Below are 19,348 nucleotides of genomic sequence, written 5' to 3' on the forward strand. Positions count from 1 at the left end.
TACTTAGCTAGCCCCATTGCCAGCCACATTAGGTGCGGGCAGGGTCTTTTTGAAACTAGCAATGATGATGAGCACAAGCGTGATAGCGATAAACACATACATCTCCCACGGCATAGGCACAGGATCGCCCCCGGCGTAAGAGTGCTTGCCTGCTAGGTAGTAATTTACCCCAAAATAGGTCATTAGCACACTATAAAATGCCAGCACACTGCCTGTGGCAAAGACAAAGGGCAGATTGCTAAACTTGATAAAGCGCAGGTGCAAGACAATGGCATAAATGCCAATGGCAATCAACGCCCAAGTCTCTTTAGGATCCCAGCCCCAATATCGCCCCCACGACTCATTCGCCCAAATCGCGCCCAAAAAATTCCCAATTGTAAGCATAAAAATGCCTAAAATCATCGTCATTTCATTGATGGCATTGACTGAAATGATAGCTTTATCTATATGCGCTTTATCGGGCTTGCGCAAGATAAATAGCACAAGTGTGAAAGCTCCAAGCACAAAGCAAAGCCCCAAAAATCCATAGCTTGCGGTAATCACAGAGACATGGATATTAAGCCAATAAGACTGCAAGACAGGCACTAGATCTTGGATCTGTGGATCCATATAGCCTAGATGAGCGACAAAAAGGCTCGCCCCAGAGAAAAAGCTTGTCGCACAAAGAGCTAGCATAAATCGTGGGAAACACACCACCCCAGCGATCCCAGAAGCCCACGCGATGTAGATCATTGATTCATAGGCATTGCTCCACGGAGAGTGCCCAGAGACATACCAGCGCACGATAAGCCCAAGCGTGTGGGCTATGACGCACAGAGCAATAAGCGCGAAAAATACCCGATAGACTCTCCTAGGCACAGCGCGATCTTTGTAAATATACACAAGCACGATAAGCAGCCCAAGCAAGCCTAGTAGCGTATAAGGCAGGATAAGTGTCTCAAAAATATTGTAGTGATTAAGCGCGATCTCCCACTCTATGCGACTAGGGCTGACATAATCCTCTCCGCCATTTTGCTCTTGATAGGATTCTAGGCTCTTTAGCGCAGAGATCCCAAGATCCCACGAATTTGTGCTAACGCCTAGAATCATACCCATAAAAAGCGCATTCATCATAGAATCCACTTTTTGTATCATCGGCTCATATTCTTGCATAGGCAGCTGTCCTTGGAGCAAGAGGTAGGTAAGCTCTGTGGCAGAAAACCACCGCTTTGTGCTAGGGTCTGGGAAAATCCGCAAGTAAAGGAGTGTTTGCACGCTTTTTACAATCTCATAGCTCTCTGTTACCTTGCGCACATCTTTATCAAAGGCATTCCACTCGCTCTCGCTTTTGTGCTGCACATCAGCGAAGTAATTATGCAGCTTGGATTCTCCTGTTTGTGTGTCATAAATATCCATAAACGATACGCGCACCTTATCCTGTGGCACGCCTAGGATCGCGCGGAGTTTTGGGGTTTTGGTATGGATTAGATTAGCACTTACAAAATCACTAGGGAAGATCATAGCTCCCATTAGGGTCTGGGTATTATCTAGCCCTTCAAAGCCATTTGTCCTAGAGATTTTATGCATAATGTGCATAGCCATTGTGTCAAAAGGCTGGATTCTACCGGCGTAGTCTTGGATCTGGATTCTACTAAGGCGGGTGGCAAACTCCCTAGCATTATCGCGCAAAAGTGCAATACGCTCCTGTCTATGCGCTGGGTCAATACTATCCGGATCTTTACGCAAATCCTCCCACACGCGCTTAAAGGACTCTATTTGCTCGCTGGAAAGGTGATTGCTAGTAGTAAGAAATTGCATAAGATTATCTGGCAGTGAGGTTTGCGCCGCACTAGAATCCGCCTTGCTAGAATCCACTTTGCTAGAATCCACTTTTTGTGTCGCGCCTGTCTCTACAAGTGGCGTGCCTTGCTTGCCGTGGGTTTGTATATTGGGCGTGTTTGCGTGGAGGGGTGGAGTATAGAGTAGCCCTAATGCTAGCACAAGGGCAAGCACGCCTTTTTGCGCGAGATTATGGCTAGAGACAAAGCGTGCTAGCTGCATAAAGCGACCATTTTTGTCAAACAGCAGCCACAATGCCCCGATGATTAGCATCGCATAGCCGATATAGGTGGGGAGCTTGCCCGGATCGTGATTGACAGATAGCACGCTAGTGTAGTTGCCTGCCTCTTCGTTGAAGAAATAATCGCTTTGATAGAAGCGATAGCCTCCAAAATCTAAGACATTATTCATAAAGATTCTAAAAGGCTTGATAAGAGAGCCTTGCGCGTCTAAAATCTCCACCTCTGAGGCATAAGAAGAAGGATTATCCGTGCCGGCATAGGTCTTTTTCTCAAATTGTAGCAAGCGTAGGGAGAAGGGCAGCTCCACGCGCCTAGATCCCCAGTGGAAGCTCATTTTCATTCCGCCGATTTCTTCACGCACCGCGGCGTGTTCATTAGAAAAGCCATTCCCCCCTATAAGCTCGATAGGCTTTGTCTGTCCATTGTAGCTTACAAGCAAGCGCAGTAGCATTGGGGCATTTCTTGGGGATTTATTGGGGATTAGCGCGACTTCTTGTGAGAGAACTTCCACGGGCTTATCAAAGATCATCGCGCTATCTTTAATGCGTGAATTTGTAAAAATCCCCCTAAAGGCATTGATATTAGCAGGGATTTGGGCATAGTCTTTTTGCCACGAGTCATTTAGCGCGGCGATATTGATGTAATTATCATTAGAGTAGTAGAAGCTCGCACTCTTGCCCTCTTGTATCCACATCATTCCCTCTGTCCCAAAATACCGCGTGATCCCAGCCCCTATGATGATCACGATAAATGAGCTATGCAGCAGCATAGAGGCGTATTTTTTGCGTTTGTAGGCACAGGAGTGGATAAAGCTAGCAAGCAAGGCAATGGCAAGATATATATGCAAGAGCATAAACCACCACGAGCCATAAATGATCGTATAAGCAGCATTTGCGCCATAGTCATTCTCTATAAATGTAGCGATCGCGCAACTTAGCGCGTAGAAAAATATAATGGGCAAAATGACCTTAAAGGAGTAAAAAGCTTTGAGGATCCTAATAGGGCTAGCAGGGGGTGTTATAGAGGGTTTCATATCATCTCCAATAGCTATAAAGCTTGCAGGTGTTTTTGCAGCATTGTGGCGATTTGCTTCTCATCGCCATTTGCCTTTTGCCACGAGCCTTGTGCGATAAACTCTAGCAATGCGCTAAATTGCTTAGGCGGGAGATAGCTAGGATAAGTCAGGATCGTCCTGCCATCTTTGGTGGCAAAGACTAAGGTCGGGGTCGGTCCTATGCGGTAGATTTGTGCGAGCTGGCGCGTGGGGATTGCGTGGTCTTGTAGCGTATCGCTCTCTCCTATGCGGAATGTATGGAGCTTGCTATAACTTGTGTTGATATAGTAGGCATTAAACTGCTCTTTAAGCATTGTGCGGAGATTTTTATGGGCTTTTATGTCATCTTTTAGATTCTCGCAATATGTGCAGCCATTTGCCCCAAAGACTAGGAGCATATATTTGCCCTTAGTCTCAATAGTGCTTGTGTCATTAAAGACATCTTCTAATCCCGCATAGGTCTTTTTATCAAGCTCGCTTGCCTCCACACTAGAATCCACTTTTTGATCCTTACAACCGCCAAGAAGCCACAAAGCGCATAGCATCGCTGCTATGCTAATTATGCGCATAAATGGTAGAAATACATAAGAGTAGAGCATATATATCCTTTATCAAGTGGGGCTAGAATCTAGCCTTTGCTTTGCAAGCGTGTATATCATCGTAGCAAACTCTGGGCTATCATTCATACACGGGCACAGGAGATAGTCTTTCACGCCTTTTTGCTTTGCTAGCTCTTTATACTCAATGCCTAGCTCATAGATTGTCTCGGCATTATCTATGGTGAAAGCTAGGGGATAGATGATGAGATTTTGACCGCTAGCTTTGGCGATAATATCACTTGTAAAAGGCTCAATCCAGCGCATAGGACCGACCTTTGACTGATAGGCTAGCACAATTTTGGCAAACTCTATCCCCCGCCGCGCAAAAATCGTGCGCAAGATTTCTACCCCCTTTTGGCATTGTGCGGGGTAGGGATCGCCGCTATCGACTATCTTTTGCGGGAGAGAGTGGGCAGAGAGCAGAAGCGTGAAGTCTCTAGGATCGCGCTCTTGCAATGTGTCTAAGATAGTGCTAACGATTAGCTCATAGTATGGCTCATACGCGTGAAAGTCTTCTACTATGTGGATTCTAGGGGTATAGGATAGGGCTTTAAGATTGTGGTATATATCAAGCATTGATGACTTGGTGGTGGTGGTAGAAAATTGCGGATACATACTAAAAAGCACGATCTCATCGACCTTTTGCTCGCATAAAGAGCGCAGCACATCATAGGCAAATGGCGGTGTATAGCGCATAGCATAGGTAAAGATCGCGCTAGAATCCAGCTTTTCAAGCTGCTTGCACAAAGCAAAAGTATGGGCTGGCAAGGGCGAAGCTCCGCCTATGGCGCGGTAGTTGTGCTTGGCAGATTCTAGGCGTTTATTGATGATAAATGAGCCTACCATTTTGCGGATAAAGCGATTTTTGATCCGTAGGATAAGCGGATCGCTAAATAGATTTTGCAAAAAGCTCTCCACTCCAGAAATATCCGTAGGACCGCCCATATTAAGCAGGATAATAGCGCGTTTATGTGTGTGATTTGCTGGGCTTTGTGTAGGCATAGAGCGGGATCCTTAGCTGTTGTTGTCTCCAAAGTTTGAAATAATAATATGCTAAAATTAACGCATATTGATTTTAGGCTTAGGAGTAGCAATGGAAGTCGATATGATCGCAAAGGCGTTTAATGATATGGTGTTTTTCCACGCATTTTTTATGGCATTTTTCCCGATACCTTTTCTCATCAATCTCTACACACTTTTTACTTATAAAACTTATCAAAAGGTGATTATTAAGCTATGGTTTGTTATGCCTATTATCTTTTTGCTTGTGGCGGTGGGGAGCTTTAGCGGGGTGTTTATCTTAGCAAGTCGGCAATGGTATATGACTTGGCAGATTGGGGCGATGATCGCGCTTACTTTGCTGATTTTTCTTATGGAGATCAAGCGGATAAAACGACTTAAGCTTGCTAGGACTAGCGAAGAGCTTATGCGCAAATACATCACATTTTGCAAGTGGGTTTATGGCATAGAGCTATGCTTGGTGCTGCTCTTTAGCCTTAGGATCATTGTGTAATGCAATTTGTCTTCCACGCTGAAGCTGGGGCGCAGACTCTTGTGCTTGAAGGCGAGAGTTTCACGCATATTTTTAGCGCGCGCCGAAGCAAGGCTACTAGCAACCTCGCCCTAAGAAATTTGCGCGATGAGCGGCTTTATACCTACAAGGTGGATTCTATTAGCAAGCGATGTGCTAGGCTTAGTTTAGATTCTAGCAAGCACGCGCCCAATGCCCCGCGCAAGCACACGCATATCATCTGGGCGATCACACAGGCTAAGACCATAGAAAAAGCCCTGCCTAGCTTCAATGAGCTAGGGCTTAGTAAGCTTAGTGTGTTTTGGGCGGATTTTTCTCAAAGAGGGCAGCATATTGATTTGGCACGGCTGGAGCGGATACTTGTTTGCTCGTGTGAGCAGTGCGGGCGGAGTGATTTGTGTGAGATAGAGATCCTAGAATCCACACAAGCAGCCCTAGAGTGCTACCCCAACGCATTGGTGCTGGATTTTGGCGGCAAGATTATTGGCGGCGATGTCTTAGCATCTAGTATCGCGCTAGATTCTGGGGTGCTAATTGGGGCAGAAGGGGGCTTTAGCCACAGGGAGAGAGAGCTTTTTGCTAAGCGTGAGATCGTGGCGTTTGATACAGGGCGAATCCTACGCTCACAAACTGCCGCCCTTGCCTTGCTTGCAAAATGTGGCATTTAGGAGCGTGGTAATCCACTCTCTCCATTAGAATCCACTTTTGAAAATGGATTGCCACGCGGATTTTCAATCCGCTCGCAATGACAATAAAAGGGCGTTTGTGGCTGTGTTATCAAACGAGGATTCTACTTTTTGGGCGTTTTCTTTGTCATTGCGAGCGGTGCTTTTGCACCGCGTGGCAAACAAGTGAAGCGAAGTTTCTTTAGAAAACAAGCGAAGCGGTGCAAGGCGAAGCCGAAGCAGGTTTCTTTAGAAAACAAGGGACACCGCTCGCCGTTAGGCGATGTTTCTTTAGAAAAGCCAAATCCCTTTGAAAAAAGTGGATTCTAGGCTATCTGGGTATGAAGCTTTGAAGCAGGCGGAAATGCTCTAGGGAGTCTTTTTTCAAGCTTGGGTTGCGCAAGAGAGCGGCGATAGAGTGCGTGGCGATAGTCTTTTTGCCAAAGGCTTCAAGCAGCGCGCCCTTATGGCTGGTATCTAGGGCGAGCAAGGATTCTAGCACCATCTCGCCAAAAAGCACGACACAAGCAGGGGGCATTGCCTCTAGCTGGCTTGTGAGATATGGAGCGCATAGCTCTATATCTTGCGGGCTGGCTGGGTGGGAGGCGCATTTGAGCAGAGATAGCACGCTAAAGTGCGCCACGCCAAAGACCTTATGCGCGATATTAGCAAGCATTTGCGATGCTTTAGAATCCACTAGCCTGCCATTTTCACTCATCGCATATTCTACGACAAAGATCACAGGGGATTTAGCTTGGATATAGCCTAGCTCTGGGCTTCCTCGCTTACTGCGCCCACAAAGCTTGCAGTGTATAATCCTTTGAGAGAGATCATCGCTAAATTTTATGGGATTGTGGGGGGATATGGGATTGTGCGTGTGAGAGACTTTAGCTGGCTGGACAAACTCCACCCCACAAGCCCTAGCGAGATATAGCTCATAAAGCTGGCGTTTGCGTGCGGCGTCTGTGTGTGTATCGTGTAAGTTTATCATTAGCACATAGTGGCAGAAATTTGCTTAAGATTTGATTGTGAAAATGCAGAATCCTTGCCCAAATACGCCTTTAAGCGCATTGATGGGGCAAAGAGCTATTGCAAGAGCCTAAGGACATTTTGCTGCACAGCATTTGCCTGCGCCATAGCGAAGCTTCCGCTCTGTGCCAAAATGTTGAATTTCGAGAAGTTGGCTGACTCGCTAGCAAAATCCACTTCACGGATTTGGGATTCTGCGGCTTTGACATTGACTTGCGTTACAGAGACATTGTTGATAGTAGCGACTAGCTGCATTTGCACAGATCCAATATCCGCTCGCACTTTATCTAGCTGTGTCCTAGCAGAATCCGCCATATCCATTACAAGCATAGCACCCTTAAGGCTTGTAACCCCAGCCCCAATGCCTTTCCAGTTGAGATCACTTTGTGCGGTGTTTGCGTTTGCCCCATAGGCACTTGCGACATTTGCGCCAAAGATCCCACGCAGCTCGCGCAAGTTTGCGGTGTATTCTGCGATACCTTGTGCGGAGTGGAATCCTATATGGCTGTAATTTACCCCACTTACTAGAATATCTCTCGCATCCGTTCGGATAAGCGTGAGTCGCCCAACGATAGCGTGATTGACCCCAGAGATACCATTGAAATCCCCACCGCCAAAGACTTGCGCCGCCTCGCCACCGCCTTGGATCTGGATAGCTCTGCCATCTGGAGAGCTAAGATTTAGCCGCCCTGTGATGTCAAGGTAAGCATACACACCCGTGCGCTCCTTGACGCTATTGATCGCGTTAATCAGCCTGCCATCAGAGTCGTTTTTACGCACATCATTGATATTTCCAATGGTTGTGCCGTTAATCACCAAATCACGCACCGTGCCAGACATCACCGGTAGTGAGCTTGTGGCTTGGACATTGTAAGAAGCGCGGATACCTAGAGTATCAGAAAATTTGTTGATAATCTCACTTAGCGCGCCCACACCTGTGCCAGCAGAAGTAGAGATTTTGGCTGCTTCGAGTTGGAAGGAATTCACCCCATCAGTTTGCAAGAAATTTAAGCTTACTTCAGAGAGATTTAGCCCCCCAGCACTCGCTAGCATTCCTTCACCTAAGATTGATGAAGACTCCATACGCACATGCCCGATTTTGTTGGAGTTGGTAGGACCGATGGAGGCTTTTACCGTGGTGTTAGAATACGCGCCGATTTGGAACTCTTTGTTAGAGAAAGAGCCAGAGAGCATTTGCTGTCCGTTGAAGCTCGTGGTATTAGCGATATTATCAAGCTCTTCTAGTAGGCGTTGTATGTCGCTTTGCAGAGCGCGGCGGGATTCTAGCGTCTGTCCATCTTGTGCGGCTTGGATCGCCTTTGTCTTAATCGTGTCCAAAATCTTTAGCTGCTCGTCCATCGCCTTATCTGCGACTTGGATCATACCGATAGCGTCATTAGCGTTTCTAATCGCCTGCCCCAAGCTCTCGCTTTGCGATCGCAAGCTATCGGCGATCGCCATACCAGAGGCGTCATCAGCAGCCTTATTGACCCTAAGACCAGAGCTTAGCTTCTCTAGCGAGGAGCCAAGCTCACGATTGACCTGCACACCTGTGGTGTGTGCTGTTAGTGCGGCGATGTTTGTATTTATCCTAAAGCTCATAATGCATCCTTTGCAGTGTGATTTAGCAAAGTGAAGCAATAGGTGTTCCAAAATTAAAGGTAAATGGATTTTTGCCGATAGGGGCGTTGGCTTGTGTAATGCAGCTGCTTAGTATCCATAGTCAAAGTGGATTCTAGCAGCACCGCCCCCATAGTCATCGCGAGCCGATGTATCGGCGCGGCGATCCATAATTTTGCGCTAGCAAAATAACCTTTACCAGAATCCACTTTTCAAAAAGTGGATTCTAGGGTTAAATGCCAAAAACACAAAAGTGGATTCTAGGGAAATGTTAAAAATGTAAGGGGAAAAATTAAAAAAGTGGATTCTAGGAGTAAGTAAGAATTGTAAAAAAGCTAGCAAAGGATTCTAGGATTTTGTTTATTTTTTCTTATGGATTACTAAAGAAGCTACGCTTTGCCGCGCGGTGCAAGCACCGCTCGCAATGACGATAAAAAAGCTGGAAATTAAAAAGCCTGAAAAACTAAGAGAGTCGCGGCGGTAGGATTACAAAAAGTGGATTCTAGGGTTAAATGCCAAAGGTGTAAAAAATGGATTCTAGGATTGAAGTTAGTTTGAGAGTAAAACGATTCTAAGAATTGCGGTGTTGCTAGTGGGGCTTTTTAAGGATTTTAGGGTGGAGCTAGACTAGAGGTCTGCGGTTCCCCTAAAATCCTTAAAATCGCCACTATGGATACCCAAAGCTGAATCGCTATGGGTTAAAAGAAATAATGCCAGCGCATAGAGGCGTTATGCGTAATCCCCAGCAATCCCCCTACTGCCACATACCCAGCAGAGAAGTTTCCTGCTTTGTCTGTGTGGTAATTTATCACAAATGTGCCTTGGTAGAAAAATGGAGCTAAATGCACTGCTGCTGCCCTGCCTGTGGTCTCCTCTATGGTATAAGCCTTGCCATTCAGCGTAGGGGTAATGCCTATATCTGCATTCATTAGATACCTAAAGCCCCCGCCTAGTGTGGTAGAAATCCTTTTGCCATACTCTTGGTAGTAGTTTAAGTTTGCTTGGGCATAGGTAACTGCATAGCCTTGGCTTAGTCCTCCATAGCGTAGCTCACCAGAGCGTTGTGTCCTCATCTCAAAGTCTCCTAGATAGCCGCCCTCTACTCCTACTCCAATTGATGGGAAAAGCATAGATTTAGCCCCAGCCATATAGATAGATGAGCCTAGGCGGATAGAAGAGCCAAAGTTGATATTCCCCACATTTGCGCCAAATCGCATACCATTCATATCTTGTCCTACAGATATATCTGTATAGCCACCATTGACATCAGCCATATAGTAGAATCCTGCTAGCTTAGTCTTAGCAAAGATATGGGAGAATCTAAGCCCTAGGAAGCCTGTGTGTCCTTGGGCATCGATATGGGCTTGCTTATAGCCATTGTAGATATACTCATACCCACCATAGAAGCCGATATTCCCACTTGTTTGTCCAAGAGCTAGATCCCAAGTCGAGCCAAAGAGTGTGCCCACACTCCAAGAGCTTGTTTGTGCGCCATTGGTTGCTTTATGTGAGCCTGTCCCACCATAGGCACGGATAAAGAAATCCCCTTGGACTTTATGCTTAGCTAGTAGCTCTGCACTTATCTCTCCAAGCTTTGGCTCTTGTGGCATTTCTGGCTTGCTGGCTAGGATTTTAGGCTTAGTAGGAGCTTTAGGCTGTATAGGGGCTTTTAGCTTATTGCTCTGGGCATCAGCTAGGGCTATAAGCTTTTGATACTCTCTCTCATAGCTTTTTTTATCTTGCTCGTATTGCTTAAAGGCTTTTAGATAGTCTTTGCGCTCTTGCTCGTATTTGCTCATAGCTTTTTTATAGTCTTTGTGGTTTGGCTTGAGATTTGGGCGCACAGGAGCTTTAGGCTCTGTGGGAGCTTTGAGGTTGGCATTAAACTTATTAGTTTTAGCAAGCACTTCTAGGTTTTTTCTCTTTTCTTCATAGCTCTTTTTCTCTAGCTCATAGCGTTTTAGGGCTGTTTGGTAGGCTCTTTGGTTTGACTCATAGGCTGCCATTACTCGCTTATAGTCTTTATGATTTGGCTTTAGATTTGGTCTTATAGGAGCTTTAGGAGCTATGGGGGCTTTAAGGTTGTTTGCTCTAGCTATGGTCTCTAGCTTGCTATTTTCCTCATTATAGATTCTAAGCTCTTGCTCATAGTTGCTCATAGCTTTTTCATATGCTTTTTGTGCTTTGGTGAAATCTGCCATAGCCTTTTTGTAGTGCTTATCGCTTGGCTTTAGATTTGGGCGCACAGGGGCTTTTGGCTCTATGGGGGCTTTTAGCTTTTTGGCTTTAGCGATGGTTTCTAGGTTTTTGCGATTATCTTCATAGGCTTTTTTGTCTTTGTTGTATTGCTCTAGGGCTTTTTGGTAGGCTTTGTCTTCTTGCTCGTATTTAGCGATCAAAGCTTTGTTTTCTTTGGTGCTAGCGAGTTTATCCCATTTGGCTAAGTCTAGCTTGTATTTGGCTAGGTCTTTTTGATACTGGGCTCTTGCATCTCCTAGGGTGGCTGCTTCTATGCGCTGCTTGGTTCTGCGCTCTTTGTTTTTCAAGCTTCTTCTGTTTTGTTCTGCGAGATAGGTGTCTATAAGCATTTTTCGTCGCATAGATTGGCGCACGACTACGCTTGTCATACTTGCAGCCACAGAAGCTTCTACCTCAAAGATAGGGGTGCCATCGGGATTAAACTTCACCCCTATACCTTGGAGCTCTGGGCTTGATTCAAAGGTGGGCTTGCTAGCTCCATCTACATAGCTATGGCTACCAGATGTTACATAGTCTGTAAGATTCTTGCTAATGCTTTTTGCAGGGTCAAAGTTGCCATCAAGGTAGGTTACTTGGATTTTATTGACGGCAAATTCTTTGTTGGTTCCTTGAGTGCTTGTATCGTTATTTATCGTTACTCTCTCTATAGCTTGGTTGCCTTTGAGTCCTACGCTTAGGGTATCAACGGTGAGTTTAGCGTCTTTAGTGATGTTGATATTAGAGAGTGTATGAGGCTCTACATTACCTGCTGTCCCTTGTCCTACACCATTTAGGGTGTTGATGGTGGAGTCGCCGTTTTGCACATCAAGGGATTTTATGATACCGGTGTTGGTTACCTTGGAAGACTCTTTGAGCTCTAGCTTATCGATTGTGCCAGCATTGTTGATAGTAGTGGATTTGGTAGCTGTGGAGAGGGTGCCAATACTTGCAGTAGCAGCGTTACTAATCACAATACCTTCACTTCCTCTTGTGCCATTGCTTTTTTTACTAACTTCTAGTGATGCTAGCTCTCCATTATTGGTGATATCACCAGTGGTGTTATCAAGGGTGAGGCTGCCATTGGTGAGTGTGGCGGTGATTGTGCCATTAGCCTTATTGTCTCCTAGCTCTATGGTATGCGCACCACTTACTTGTTTGTCAATCTTGGTGATAAGACCATTGTATGATGGTTGTTCGTTGCCACTAGTGAAGGTATTCTTAGTAGTAAAGCTTGCTTGTTTTTTATCACTTGTGAGAGTGATGCTTCCTATCTCTCCTTTGTATTGCTTGAATGTCCCATCTGCTAGGACTAGATTGCCTATGGTGCCAGCTTCTTCAGCTACAGCAGTGCTATCTGTGGCTCCTAGGTGGTATTCTCCACCTAGGAGGTTTAGGGTCTCTACTTTGCCACCTCGTTGATAGGATTTACCAGCATAGAGATTGAAATGCTCTACATTGACATTTTTGAAGATTTGGGAGAGTCCGGTGGTGGCTTGGTTGAGGGTGGTGATGTTTAGCTTGTTGTCACCGCCTTTTAAATGCAGTCGGCTGGCTGTATTATTTATGGTATTTATAGTATTGGTTCCGCCTTGGGCTACAATCTCGACTCGGATTTTTCCTTCAATATTTGCTGTCGTTATGGTGGAGTTAGTGAGGAAGGTGTTAGCCCACAATCGGCTTGCATCTATGTCGCCCTCTGTGTCAATGGTATAGCGATCTAAAGTGATGTTTTTTAGTAATAGGGTTTTGTTCCAACCGCCATCTGTAGCAAATCTTGCCGAGTCCCCTTGACAAGTGTCGCCATTTTTGGGGTCAATTACAAAATTATTACCGCTCGCATACATATTGCAGTTAGCTTTTGTTACATCACCACTAAATAGATACCACCGAGCGTGGAGATTTGTCAAAGTTAGGCTAGAGGATAGTGCGATAAAGCACGCTAGGCTTAAGCCTAGGCGAGTAGGCTTTCTGTCGTTGTGAGTAGTGTTTGCTTGAGTAGGCTTGGAGCTAGAATCTACAAGATTCCCCCCCGGTTTATATGGTGGATAGTATTAGAAGTTACTTGCATTGCGATCTCCTTGCGTTCAAAAAGTAAAGTAAAATTCGCATTCTAGCCAAAATCAAAAAAAAAAAAACGGCTTTTTATAATTAGACTAAATATTTACACATTGTTTGCGGAAGTGGATTCTAGGATTTATGTGTTTTAGTTGTTGTGTTTATGGATTGCCACGCCGATTTCATCGGCTCGCAATGACAGAGAAAAGCTAGAATCCACTTTTTGTGTTTATTGGGATTTGTGTTTTTATGTGTGTGTGTTTTTGTGGATTGCCACGACTTCCTTGCGGAAGTCTCGCAATGACGGAGAGAGAGCGGATTGACTAGGGGTATTTAGAGAGAGATTATTTCCCCCCCCCCCCCCGTGAATATGGGCATTATTGTGTAGTGTTTGCATTATGTCTCCTTGAATAGTCAAAATGTAAAGCCGCAATTCTAGCCAAAATCAAAAAAAAAAAAAACGGCTTTTTATGATTTAATTATAAATTTGCGCATTGTTTGGGAGAGTTTGTAAAAGGTGTGTAAAAAATATGTAGTTATTGTAAAAGTGGGGTAAAGTTTGCAGGGTGGTGGAGTAGGTGTGGGAGATATTTCGCTTAGAATCCACTTTTTGTGTTTGTTGTGTATTTATGGATTACTAAAGAAGCTGCGGCTACGCCTTGCTTTGCCACACGGTGCAAGCACCGCTCGCAATGACGGAAAGGGCGTTATTGCTAGAATCCACTTTTTGAAAAAGTGGATTCTAGTGTGAAAGCTCAAATTGTCATCGCGAGCCTTGTGCTACGCTGCCTCTTCTGTCATCGCGAGCGAGTGCAACGAGCGTGGCGATCCATAACACAAACACGGATTCTAGGGAAAGTATGATAAAATCGCAGTAGAGGTTGCCCAAGAGAGTTGCAACCTCTCTTGGCGTAACCTACTTTGAATAAAGGAGGTTACAATGAGTAAGATTTGCAGCAAAATCTTAGTCGGCATTATACTGCTATGTATAGTGGTAGTCAAGTGCTACTAGGATAATCCATAGCTCACCTTGATCGTTAAGGAGGTGGGCTAGTCTTACTCTACTCTCTTACTTAACGCGTGCTTCACTCTTGTTTGATTTGCTTTACTGCTGCTTGGGCTTGGCTTTCTTTACTTGTTTGGCTTTGTTGTTGTTTTTTTGGATTGCCACGCTTTGTCTTGCGCCAAAGCTCGCAATGACGGAGATATTTCGCCTGCGCTTTGCCACGCCACTGCTAGCGCAAGTCTCGCAATGACGGGAAAAAGCGTTTAGGTTAAAAAGTGGATTCTAGGGGATTGGTAGGATTGTGTGCTAGAATCCACTTTCGAAAAACAAAGAACACAAAATACAAAACGAGGATTCTAGGGGTATAAAATATGGAGTTTCTCGCATATCTCACAGAGGGCAATGTCATTGTGTTTTTGCTGCTTTTGCTGCGGTTTAGCGCGATTTTGACATTTTTCCCATTTTTTGACTCTCAGCTTGTGCCTATCTCGGTGCGTGGGGCTATGGCGGTTTTTTTGACCATTGCATTTCTGCCTTTGGCGCATTCAAGCGCGACTATCGCCACTTTGCCTGATTTGCTGCTAGCGGCGTTTATGGAGGTAGCCCTTGGCTTTATGGCATCGCTTGCGCTGCAAATCGTCTTTAACGCGCTGTTTATCGCAGGCGATAGCATAAGCTTCTCTATGGGTATGACTATGGCAAGTGCCTATGATCCATCAAGCGGCAATACCAAGCCCATCATCGTGCAGGTGATTATGCTAAGTGCGCTTGTGCTAGCCCTAATGCTTAATTTTCATCATCTAATTTTGCGCTTTGTGGCTTTCACGCTAGAGATGCTCCCCATAGGGCAAGTAAGCTTCTCGCCAAATCTTGCAAACTACCTTATCCGCGCGTTTGGGAGTATGTTTGCGCTGGGCTTTGCTATGGCGTTTCCGGTGCTTGGGGTGATCTTGCTTGCGGATATTGTCTTTGGTATGATTATGAAGACCCACTCGCAATTTAATCTCTTCTCCTTTGGATTTCCACTCAAAATTGGCATAGCATTTATCGTTGTTATTTTAATCATACCTGGGATTTTGTATCATTTCAAAACAGATTTATATGAAGCGTTTAAGGCGTTAAGCATTGTCTTTTCACGCCATTAGCCTTTGCCATTTACTTACAAGGAAGCACAATGAATCCAAACATAACACTACTACACCACACACCGCTAGAAGTATGCTCACACGCTATACGCACTTGCTGGAGTAGCTTTGATAAAGGTGATTGTGGTGGGGAGAAAGATAGAGAGCTTATCAATCGCGTGGGGAATATATTAAAGCACGCCTCAGTCCTAGAGAGTCTAGTGTATAGCTTTTTCATACAAGGAATATCACGCGCGTGCTTACAAGAGCTAGCCCGCCACCGCATAGCTAGCTACTCTGTAAAGTCTAGTAGATACACACTAGCAGAGCTAAAAAGGGCAGATATATCCACACTAGAGAAAGCAAGCAAGTTTATCAAGCTTACAAGCAATGACAAGGTAAATCAAGCGAGCCACAAGGCATTGCAGAATCTAAAGGAGTTGCTACTAGACTCTAGCACCACAAATGATGTAGCTAAATATGCTATGCCAGAGTGCTATTTAACCGAGCTTACTTGGACTATCAATGCACGAAGCTTGCAAAACTTCCTAACACTACGCACAAGTAAGCACGCATTGTGGGAGATACAAGAGCTATCATTGTGTATATATGAAGCATTGCCACAAGAGCATAAGTATTTGTTTGAGAAGTGCGTGGAGAATAGCAAAGGAGATGGCGATGTATAAAAGCTCTATTATAATCCTAGCGGCAGGGGTTGGCAGCAGGATGAAATCAAATAAGCCCAAAGTGCTGCATAGTATTTGCGGCAAGTCGATGATCGCGCGCATCACTGAAGCGGCATTGCAAGTAAGCGATGATGTGCATATCGTGCTACACCACCAAAAAGAAGCCATAGAAGCGCATTTGCGCGAGTATTTTGGAGAGAATGCTTCTATCACAATCCACACGCAAGATTGCCAAAATTTCCCCGGCACAGGCGGCGCGCTAATGCAAGGGTGCGTGAGTGATAAAAAGCTAGAATCTAGCAAAGCCTCTAGCCACCCTAGCCCCAAAGCCCAGATAGATTCTAGTAAGCAGATGTTTGCTGTCAAATATCCGCGCACCTTAGTGCTAAATGGAGATATGCCACTCATCAGCGCAGAATCTATGCGAGCGATTATCTTGATTGATGCTCCCATTGTCCTTAGTGTCTTGGATCTTGAGAATCCCAGCGGCTATGGGCGCGTGGTGCTAGAATCCGCATTTGCACACACGCCAAAGGTGCTAAAAATCATCGAAGAAAAAGATTGCGATGAAGCGCAAAAAGCCATAACACTTGTCAATGCTGGGATCTATGCCTTTGATACAGAGCTGCTAGAGCGTAGCCTGCCTAGACTTAGCAATGATAATGCGCAGAGAGAATACTACTTAACCGACATTATCGCGCTAGCTAGAGAACAATGGGATTCAGCTTTGCGCGATAAATCTTTGATTGCATCGCGCGCGCGGCGGTTACATACGCCAAGTATGCGCCCTTGCGCGCGCTCGCAAAGCAAAGATTTCTCATCGCAAATCCTAGAATCCTGCCCCGAGATGGATAAACAAACAAGCGCAATTCCTAGAATCCTAGAAGAAGACAAACAGGCTGGGCGTGAAAAATCCTGCCGCGAGCAACTTCAACTAGAATCCACTTTTGACACCGCCACACTACACGAGCCAGCAAAGGATTCTAGGAGCTTCGCCCAAAATGCTCAAAATGTAGCCACGCCGCAGGCGGAAGGATTTGAGATGAGAAATTGTGGCTTTCAAGGCGGGGGCGAAGGGATTTACCTAGCGGAGAGCCAAGCCCCCGCCGCAGAATCCACGATTTATCGCTCAAAGCCAACGCCCAACACACTAATCGCGCCCTTTTATGGCAATGCGCGCGAGTTTATGGGCGTCAATTCTAAGAGCGAGCTAGCTCAAGCAGAAGCTATCTGCCTGCAAGCTCTTAGGCAAAGGGCTATGGATCAAGGCGTGATTATGCGGCTGCCAGAGAGTATTTATCTAGAAGAGTGGGTGGAGTTTGAAGGAGAGTGCGAGATAGAAAATAATGTCCGCATTTGTGGCAAAAGTGTCATTAAGCATTCCCATATCAAAGCAGGTAGCGTGATAGAAGATAGTGTGATAGAGCATAGCGACATCGGTCCTATGGCGCATATCCGTCCCAAAAGCCACATCTCCCACACACATATAGGCAATTTTGTAGAGACCAAGTCCGCACAGCTAAATGGCGTGAAAGCAGGGCATTTAAGCTATCTTGGGGATTGCGAGATAGGCTCTGGGAGCAATGTAGGTGCTGGGGTGATCACTTGTAATTATGATGGCAAGAAAAAGCATCGCACCATTATCGGGCAGAATGTCTTCATCGGCAGCGATACCCAGCTAGTCGCCCCTGTGGAGATAGAATCTAGCTCAATCATCGGCGCAGGCTCTACAATCACCACAAATGTCAAAAGTGGCGAGCTAGCTCTCTCACGCACCAAGCAAAGCAACATCGCAGGCTTTTTCCACCGCTTTTTTGCCAAGTCTTAGGCTAGTGCTAAGTCGTAGCTAAGTCAAAATCAGCTATCCTAATCGTGCATAAGGGGATATAAGGAGTGCTGATGTTAAAGACTTTCCGTGCGAAGATGATTTTTACATTGATTGTGTTTTTTGTCGTGGGGGTGCTTGGGCTAATCGCCCTGCTGCAAAGCAACTTCAACAAACTTGCCAAAAAAGAATCCACTCACACAGTAAATATGCTTAGTAAATCTATCTTCTACACAATCCGCGCGGGTATGAATATCGGCTCAAGAGAAGCCATTGAAGCTAGCGTGCAGGACTCTAAATCTATCCCAGGTATCGAAGATGTCAAGATCTATCAAGCTCCAAGCGTGGTGGAGCTCTTTGCCATACAGGAGCCGCTTATCCCCACAGAAGTCGTGCGCAAGGTCTTTGATGGCAAGGAGTCAGTGCTAGAATCTAGCGGAGAGTTTGCTCTGCTCTATGAGCCGCTTATAGCCCAAGATAGTTGCCTTATGTGCCACGCCAATGCGCAAAAAGATGAAGTCCTAGGCGTTATGGAGCTGAAAATCTCGCTCAAAGAGCTGCACGAAGGGATTGTAGAGAGTATGTATTGGGTCATTGGCACAACGGCTGTGGCGTGTCTAATGGCATTGGGCGGGCTGTGGGTGTTTTTTGAAAGGGAGCTTATCGCTCCACTAGGATTTTTACGCGCTATGGCACAGGATCTCACCAGCACCAAAGAGGGCGATCTCACCAAACGCATAGCCATAAAGAGACAAGATGAAGTAGGGATCACTTCATCATTTTTCAATCGCTTTATAGAAAAAATCCAAAACACCATAAAAATCGCTAAAAATGTCTCCACGGAAAATCTCCAGACTATAAACAATCTCAATGAAATCTCCCTAGAGCTATCCAAAAACTCCTCCATACAAGTAGCACATATCGATACGGTTGGTGTGTTTGCCAAAGATATAGCCCAGCAGACTCAGCAGACTAAAGATGATATTGCCAAAATGGTAGAAAATGTCTCAAACACGCAAAATGCGCTTGATGAGTTTATACAAGATCTAGAATCTGTCGCAAGCAAAATGCAGCAATCAAGCCAAGATCATCAGCAGATTTTTGAAAGCGCGAAAGTCCTTGTAGAAAATGCCGACCAAACGCGCCAAACACTCTCTTTCATAGCAGATATTGCTGATCAAACCAATCTTCTAGCCTTAAATGCTGCCATTGAAGCCGCTAGAGCAGGGGAGCACGGCAGGGGCTTTGCTGTGGTGGCAGATGAGGTAAGAAAGCTAGCGGAGCGCACGCAAAAATCCTTAAACGAAATCTCTGCGATGACAAATGCGAGTGTGCAGAGCATACAAGAAGTAGGAGAAGAGATCCAATCCACCGCGCAAGAAGCCCAGCAAGTCGCAGACCAAGCCCAAGATCTCATCAATAACGCCCACCGCACCAAAGAGCTTCTAGACCAGAGCTTGCAGGCATCTGGCAATATCGCTAAGAAAAATGAAGAAATCTTTGCCAAGACTCTTAGCCTAAGCCAGCAAATGGAAGAAATCATCAAGCTCTCATCGCGCACCAAAGAGCTAGGCAAGCAGGTAGAATCTATCGTGAAAAGCACCGAGCAAAAGACCAAAGAGCTAGATGGCGGGATCTCTGCGTTTAAGACTTAGTGAGTCCTAAGCCCTCCATAGCTGGTGGCAAGCCTAGATCCGCGTTTGTTGTGAGCGAGCCAAACACCACAGCCCCACCGCAAAGCGTAGCTTCTTTAGAAAACAAGCAAAGCGAAGTTTCTTTAGAAAACAAGGGATACCGCTCGCCGTTAGGCGATGTTTCTTTAGTAATCCATAAAAATATACCAAAAAACATAGCCT

Annotated in this window: 18 protein-coding genes and 2 pseudogenes; 9 read left to right on the forward strand and 11 right to left on the reverse strand. The window is 45.5% G+C overall.

All coding sequences use genetic code 11. From position 1 onward, the window contains the following. Positions 1 to 3: 3 nt before the first annotated feature. Genes DX060_RS03630 through hemH form a run of 3 tightly spaced genes read right to left on the reverse strand, consistent with a single transcriptional unit; the run spans position 4 to position 4,715 of the window. Complete coding sequence (locus tag DX060_RS03630) at positions 4 to 3,093, reverse strand: cytochrome c biogenesis protein CcsA (RefSeq protein ID WP_115011202.1); 3,090 nt, start codon at positions 3,091 to 3,093, stop codon at positions 4 to 6. A 14-nt stretch (positions 3,094 to 3,107) separates the two neighbouring features. Next, complete coding sequence (locus tag DX060_RS03635; protein WP_115011203.1) at positions 3,108 to 3,713, reverse strand: SoxW family protein; 606 nt, start codon at positions 3,711 to 3,713, stop codon at positions 3,108 to 3,110. A gap of 12 nt (positions 3,714 to 3,725) precedes the next feature. Continuing rightward, the gene (hemH, locus tag DX060_RS03640; RefSeq protein WP_115011204.1) at positions 3,726 to 4,715 is read right to left on the reverse strand and encodes a ferrochelatase; all 990 of its coding nucleotides are present in this window, start codon (positions 4,713 to 4,715) and stop codon (positions 3,726 to 3,728) included. A gap of 91 nt (positions 4,716 to 4,806) precedes the next feature. Between hemH and DX060_RS03645 the strand changes: the two genes are divergently transcribed. Genes DX060_RS03645 through DX060_RS11210 form a run of 3 tightly spaced genes read left to right on the forward strand, consistent with a single transcriptional unit; the run spans position 4,807 to position 6,099 of the window. Continuing rightward, positions 4,807 to 5,226, forward strand: coding sequence for a hypothetical protein (locus DX060_RS03645; protein WP_115011205.1), 420 nt, complete (start codon positions 4,807 to 4,809; stop codon positions 5,224 to 5,226). Continuing rightward, positions 5,226 to 5,912: a 16S rRNA (uracil(1498)-N(3))-methyltransferase gene (locus tag DX060_RS03650; protein WP_115011206.1), complete on the forward strand. Its 687-nt coding sequence runs from the start codon at positions 5,226 to 5,228 to the stop codon at positions 5,910 to 5,912. The genes DX060_RS03645 and DX060_RS03650 overlap by 1 nt, the downstream gene beginning before the upstream one ends. Positions 5,913 to 5,955: 43 nt before the next feature. Beyond that, positions 5,956 to 6,099: a hypothetical protein gene (locus DX060_RS11210; protein ID WP_181814167.1), complete on the forward strand. Its 144-nt coding sequence runs from the start codon at positions 5,956 to 5,958 to the stop codon at positions 6,097 to 6,099. A 141-nt stretch (positions 6,100 to 6,240) separates the two neighbouring features. Here the strand turns inward: DX060_RS11210 and DX060_RS03655 are convergent, their stop codons facing one another. The 6 genes from DX060_RS03655 to DX060_RS11225 all read right to left on the reverse strand — a co-directional run bounded on the left by DX060_RS03655 (position 6,241) and on the right by DX060_RS11225 (position 13,248). Next, positions 6,241 to 6,900, reverse strand: a complete 660-nt coding sequence (locus DX060_RS03655) for a uracil-DNA glycosylase family protein (protein ID WP_115011207.1) — start codon at positions 6,898 to 6,900, stop codon at positions 6,241 to 6,243. Between the two features lie 95 nt (positions 6,901 to 6,995). Next, on the reverse strand, positions 6,996 to 8,540 hold the full coding sequence (locus DX060_RS03660) for a flagellin B (RefSeq protein WP_115011208.1): 1,545 nt from the start codon (positions 8,538 to 8,540) through the stop codon (positions 6,996 to 6,998). Positions 8,541 to 8,593: 53 nt separating this feature from the next. Next, positions 8,594 to 8,767, reverse strand: coding sequence for a hypothetical protein (locus tag DX060_RS11215; protein WP_181814168.1), 174 nt, complete (start codon positions 8,765 to 8,767; stop codon positions 8,594 to 8,596). Continuing rightward, entirely contained in the window at positions 8,754 to 8,900 is a 147-nt protein-coding gene (locus DX060_RS11220) for a hypothetical protein (protein ID WP_181814169.1), read from the reverse strand. The genes DX060_RS11215 and DX060_RS11220 overlap by 14 nt, the downstream gene beginning before the upstream one ends. Positions 8,901 to 9,256: 356 nt before the next feature. After that, on the reverse strand, positions 9,257 to 12,703 hold the full coding sequence (locus DX060_RS03665; protein WP_147278762.1) for an autotransporter outer membrane beta-barrel domain-containing protein: 3,447 nt from the start codon (positions 12,701 to 12,703) through the stop codon (positions 9,257 to 9,259). Positions 12,704 to 13,098: 395 nt separating this feature from the next. Then, complete coding sequence (locus DX060_RS11225) at positions 13,099 to 13,248, reverse strand: hypothetical protein (protein ID WP_181814170.1); 150 nt, start codon at positions 13,246 to 13,248, stop codon at positions 13,099 to 13,101. A 183-nt stretch (positions 13,249 to 13,431) separates the two neighbouring features. Here DX060_RS11225 and DX060_RS11230 point away from each other — a divergent pair, with 183 nt between their 5' ends. Beyond that, entirely contained in the window at positions 13,432 to 13,602 is a 171-nt protein-coding gene (locus DX060_RS11230; RefSeq protein WP_181814171.1) for a hypothetical protein, read from the forward strand. Between the two features lie 354 nt (positions 13,603 to 13,956). Here the strand turns inward: DX060_RS11230 and DX060_RS11855 are convergent, their stop codons facing one another. After that, positions 13,957 to 14,079 (reverse strand): hypothetical protein, encoded by a 123-nt coding sequence (locus tag DX060_RS11855; RefSeq protein WP_258552180.1) that lies wholly within the window; start codon positions 14,077 to 14,079, stop codon positions 13,957 to 13,959. A 149-nt stretch (positions 14,080 to 14,228) separates the two neighbouring features. On the opposite strand from DX060_RS11855, the gene fliR reads away from it, so the two are divergent. The 5 genes and pseudogenes from fliR to DX060_RS12330 all read left to right on the forward strand — a co-directional run bounded on the left by fliR (position 14,229) and on the right by DX060_RS12330 (position 19,147). Continuing rightward, positions 14,229 to 15,002, forward strand: coding sequence for a flagellar biosynthetic protein FliR (fliR, locus tag DX060_RS03670; protein ID WP_115011210.1), 774 nt, complete (start codon positions 14,229 to 14,231; stop codon positions 15,000 to 15,002). Between the two features lie 29 nt (positions 15,003 to 15,031). Further along, entirely contained in the window at positions 15,032 to 15,667 is a 636-nt protein-coding gene (gene thyX / locus DX060_RS03675; RefSeq protein ID WP_115011211.1) for an FAD-dependent thymidylate synthase, read from the forward strand. Further along, positions 15,660 to 16,088: pseudogene (locus DX060_RS11860) on the forward strand (NTP transferase domain-containing protein); the annotation flags it as partial. The gene thyX and the pseudogene DX060_RS11860, both read left to right, overlap by 8 nt. Positions 16,089 to 16,844: 756 nt before the next feature. Then, positions 16,845 to 17,495: pseudogene (gene glmU, locus DX060_RS11865) on the forward strand (bifunctional UDP-N-acetylglucosamine diphosphorylase/glucosamine-1-phosphate N-acetyltransferase GlmU); the annotation flags it as partial. A 71-nt stretch (positions 17,496 to 17,566) separates the two neighbouring features. Further along, the gene (locus DX060_RS12330; RefSeq protein ID WP_115011212.1) at positions 17,567 to 19,147 is read left to right on the forward strand and encodes a methyl-accepting chemotaxis protein; all 1,581 of its coding nucleotides are present in this window, start codon (positions 17,567 to 17,569) and stop codon (positions 19,145 to 19,147) included. Here the strand turns inward: DX060_RS12330 and DX060_RS10825 are convergent. Beyond that, positions 19,137 to 19,343, reverse strand: a complete 207-nt coding sequence (locus DX060_RS10825; RefSeq protein WP_147278763.1) for a hypothetical protein — start codon at positions 19,341 to 19,343, stop codon at positions 19,137 to 19,139. The genes DX060_RS12330 and DX060_RS10825 overlap by 11 nt on opposite strands. Positions 19,344 to 19,348: the final 5 nt, after the last annotated feature.

Source organism: Helicobacter canis, from assembly GCF_900451095.1.
In the GTDB taxonomy this organism is placed as follows: domain Bacteria; phylum Campylobacterota; class Campylobacteria; order Campylobacterales; family Helicobacteraceae; genus Helicobacter_B; species Helicobacter_B zhangjianzhongii.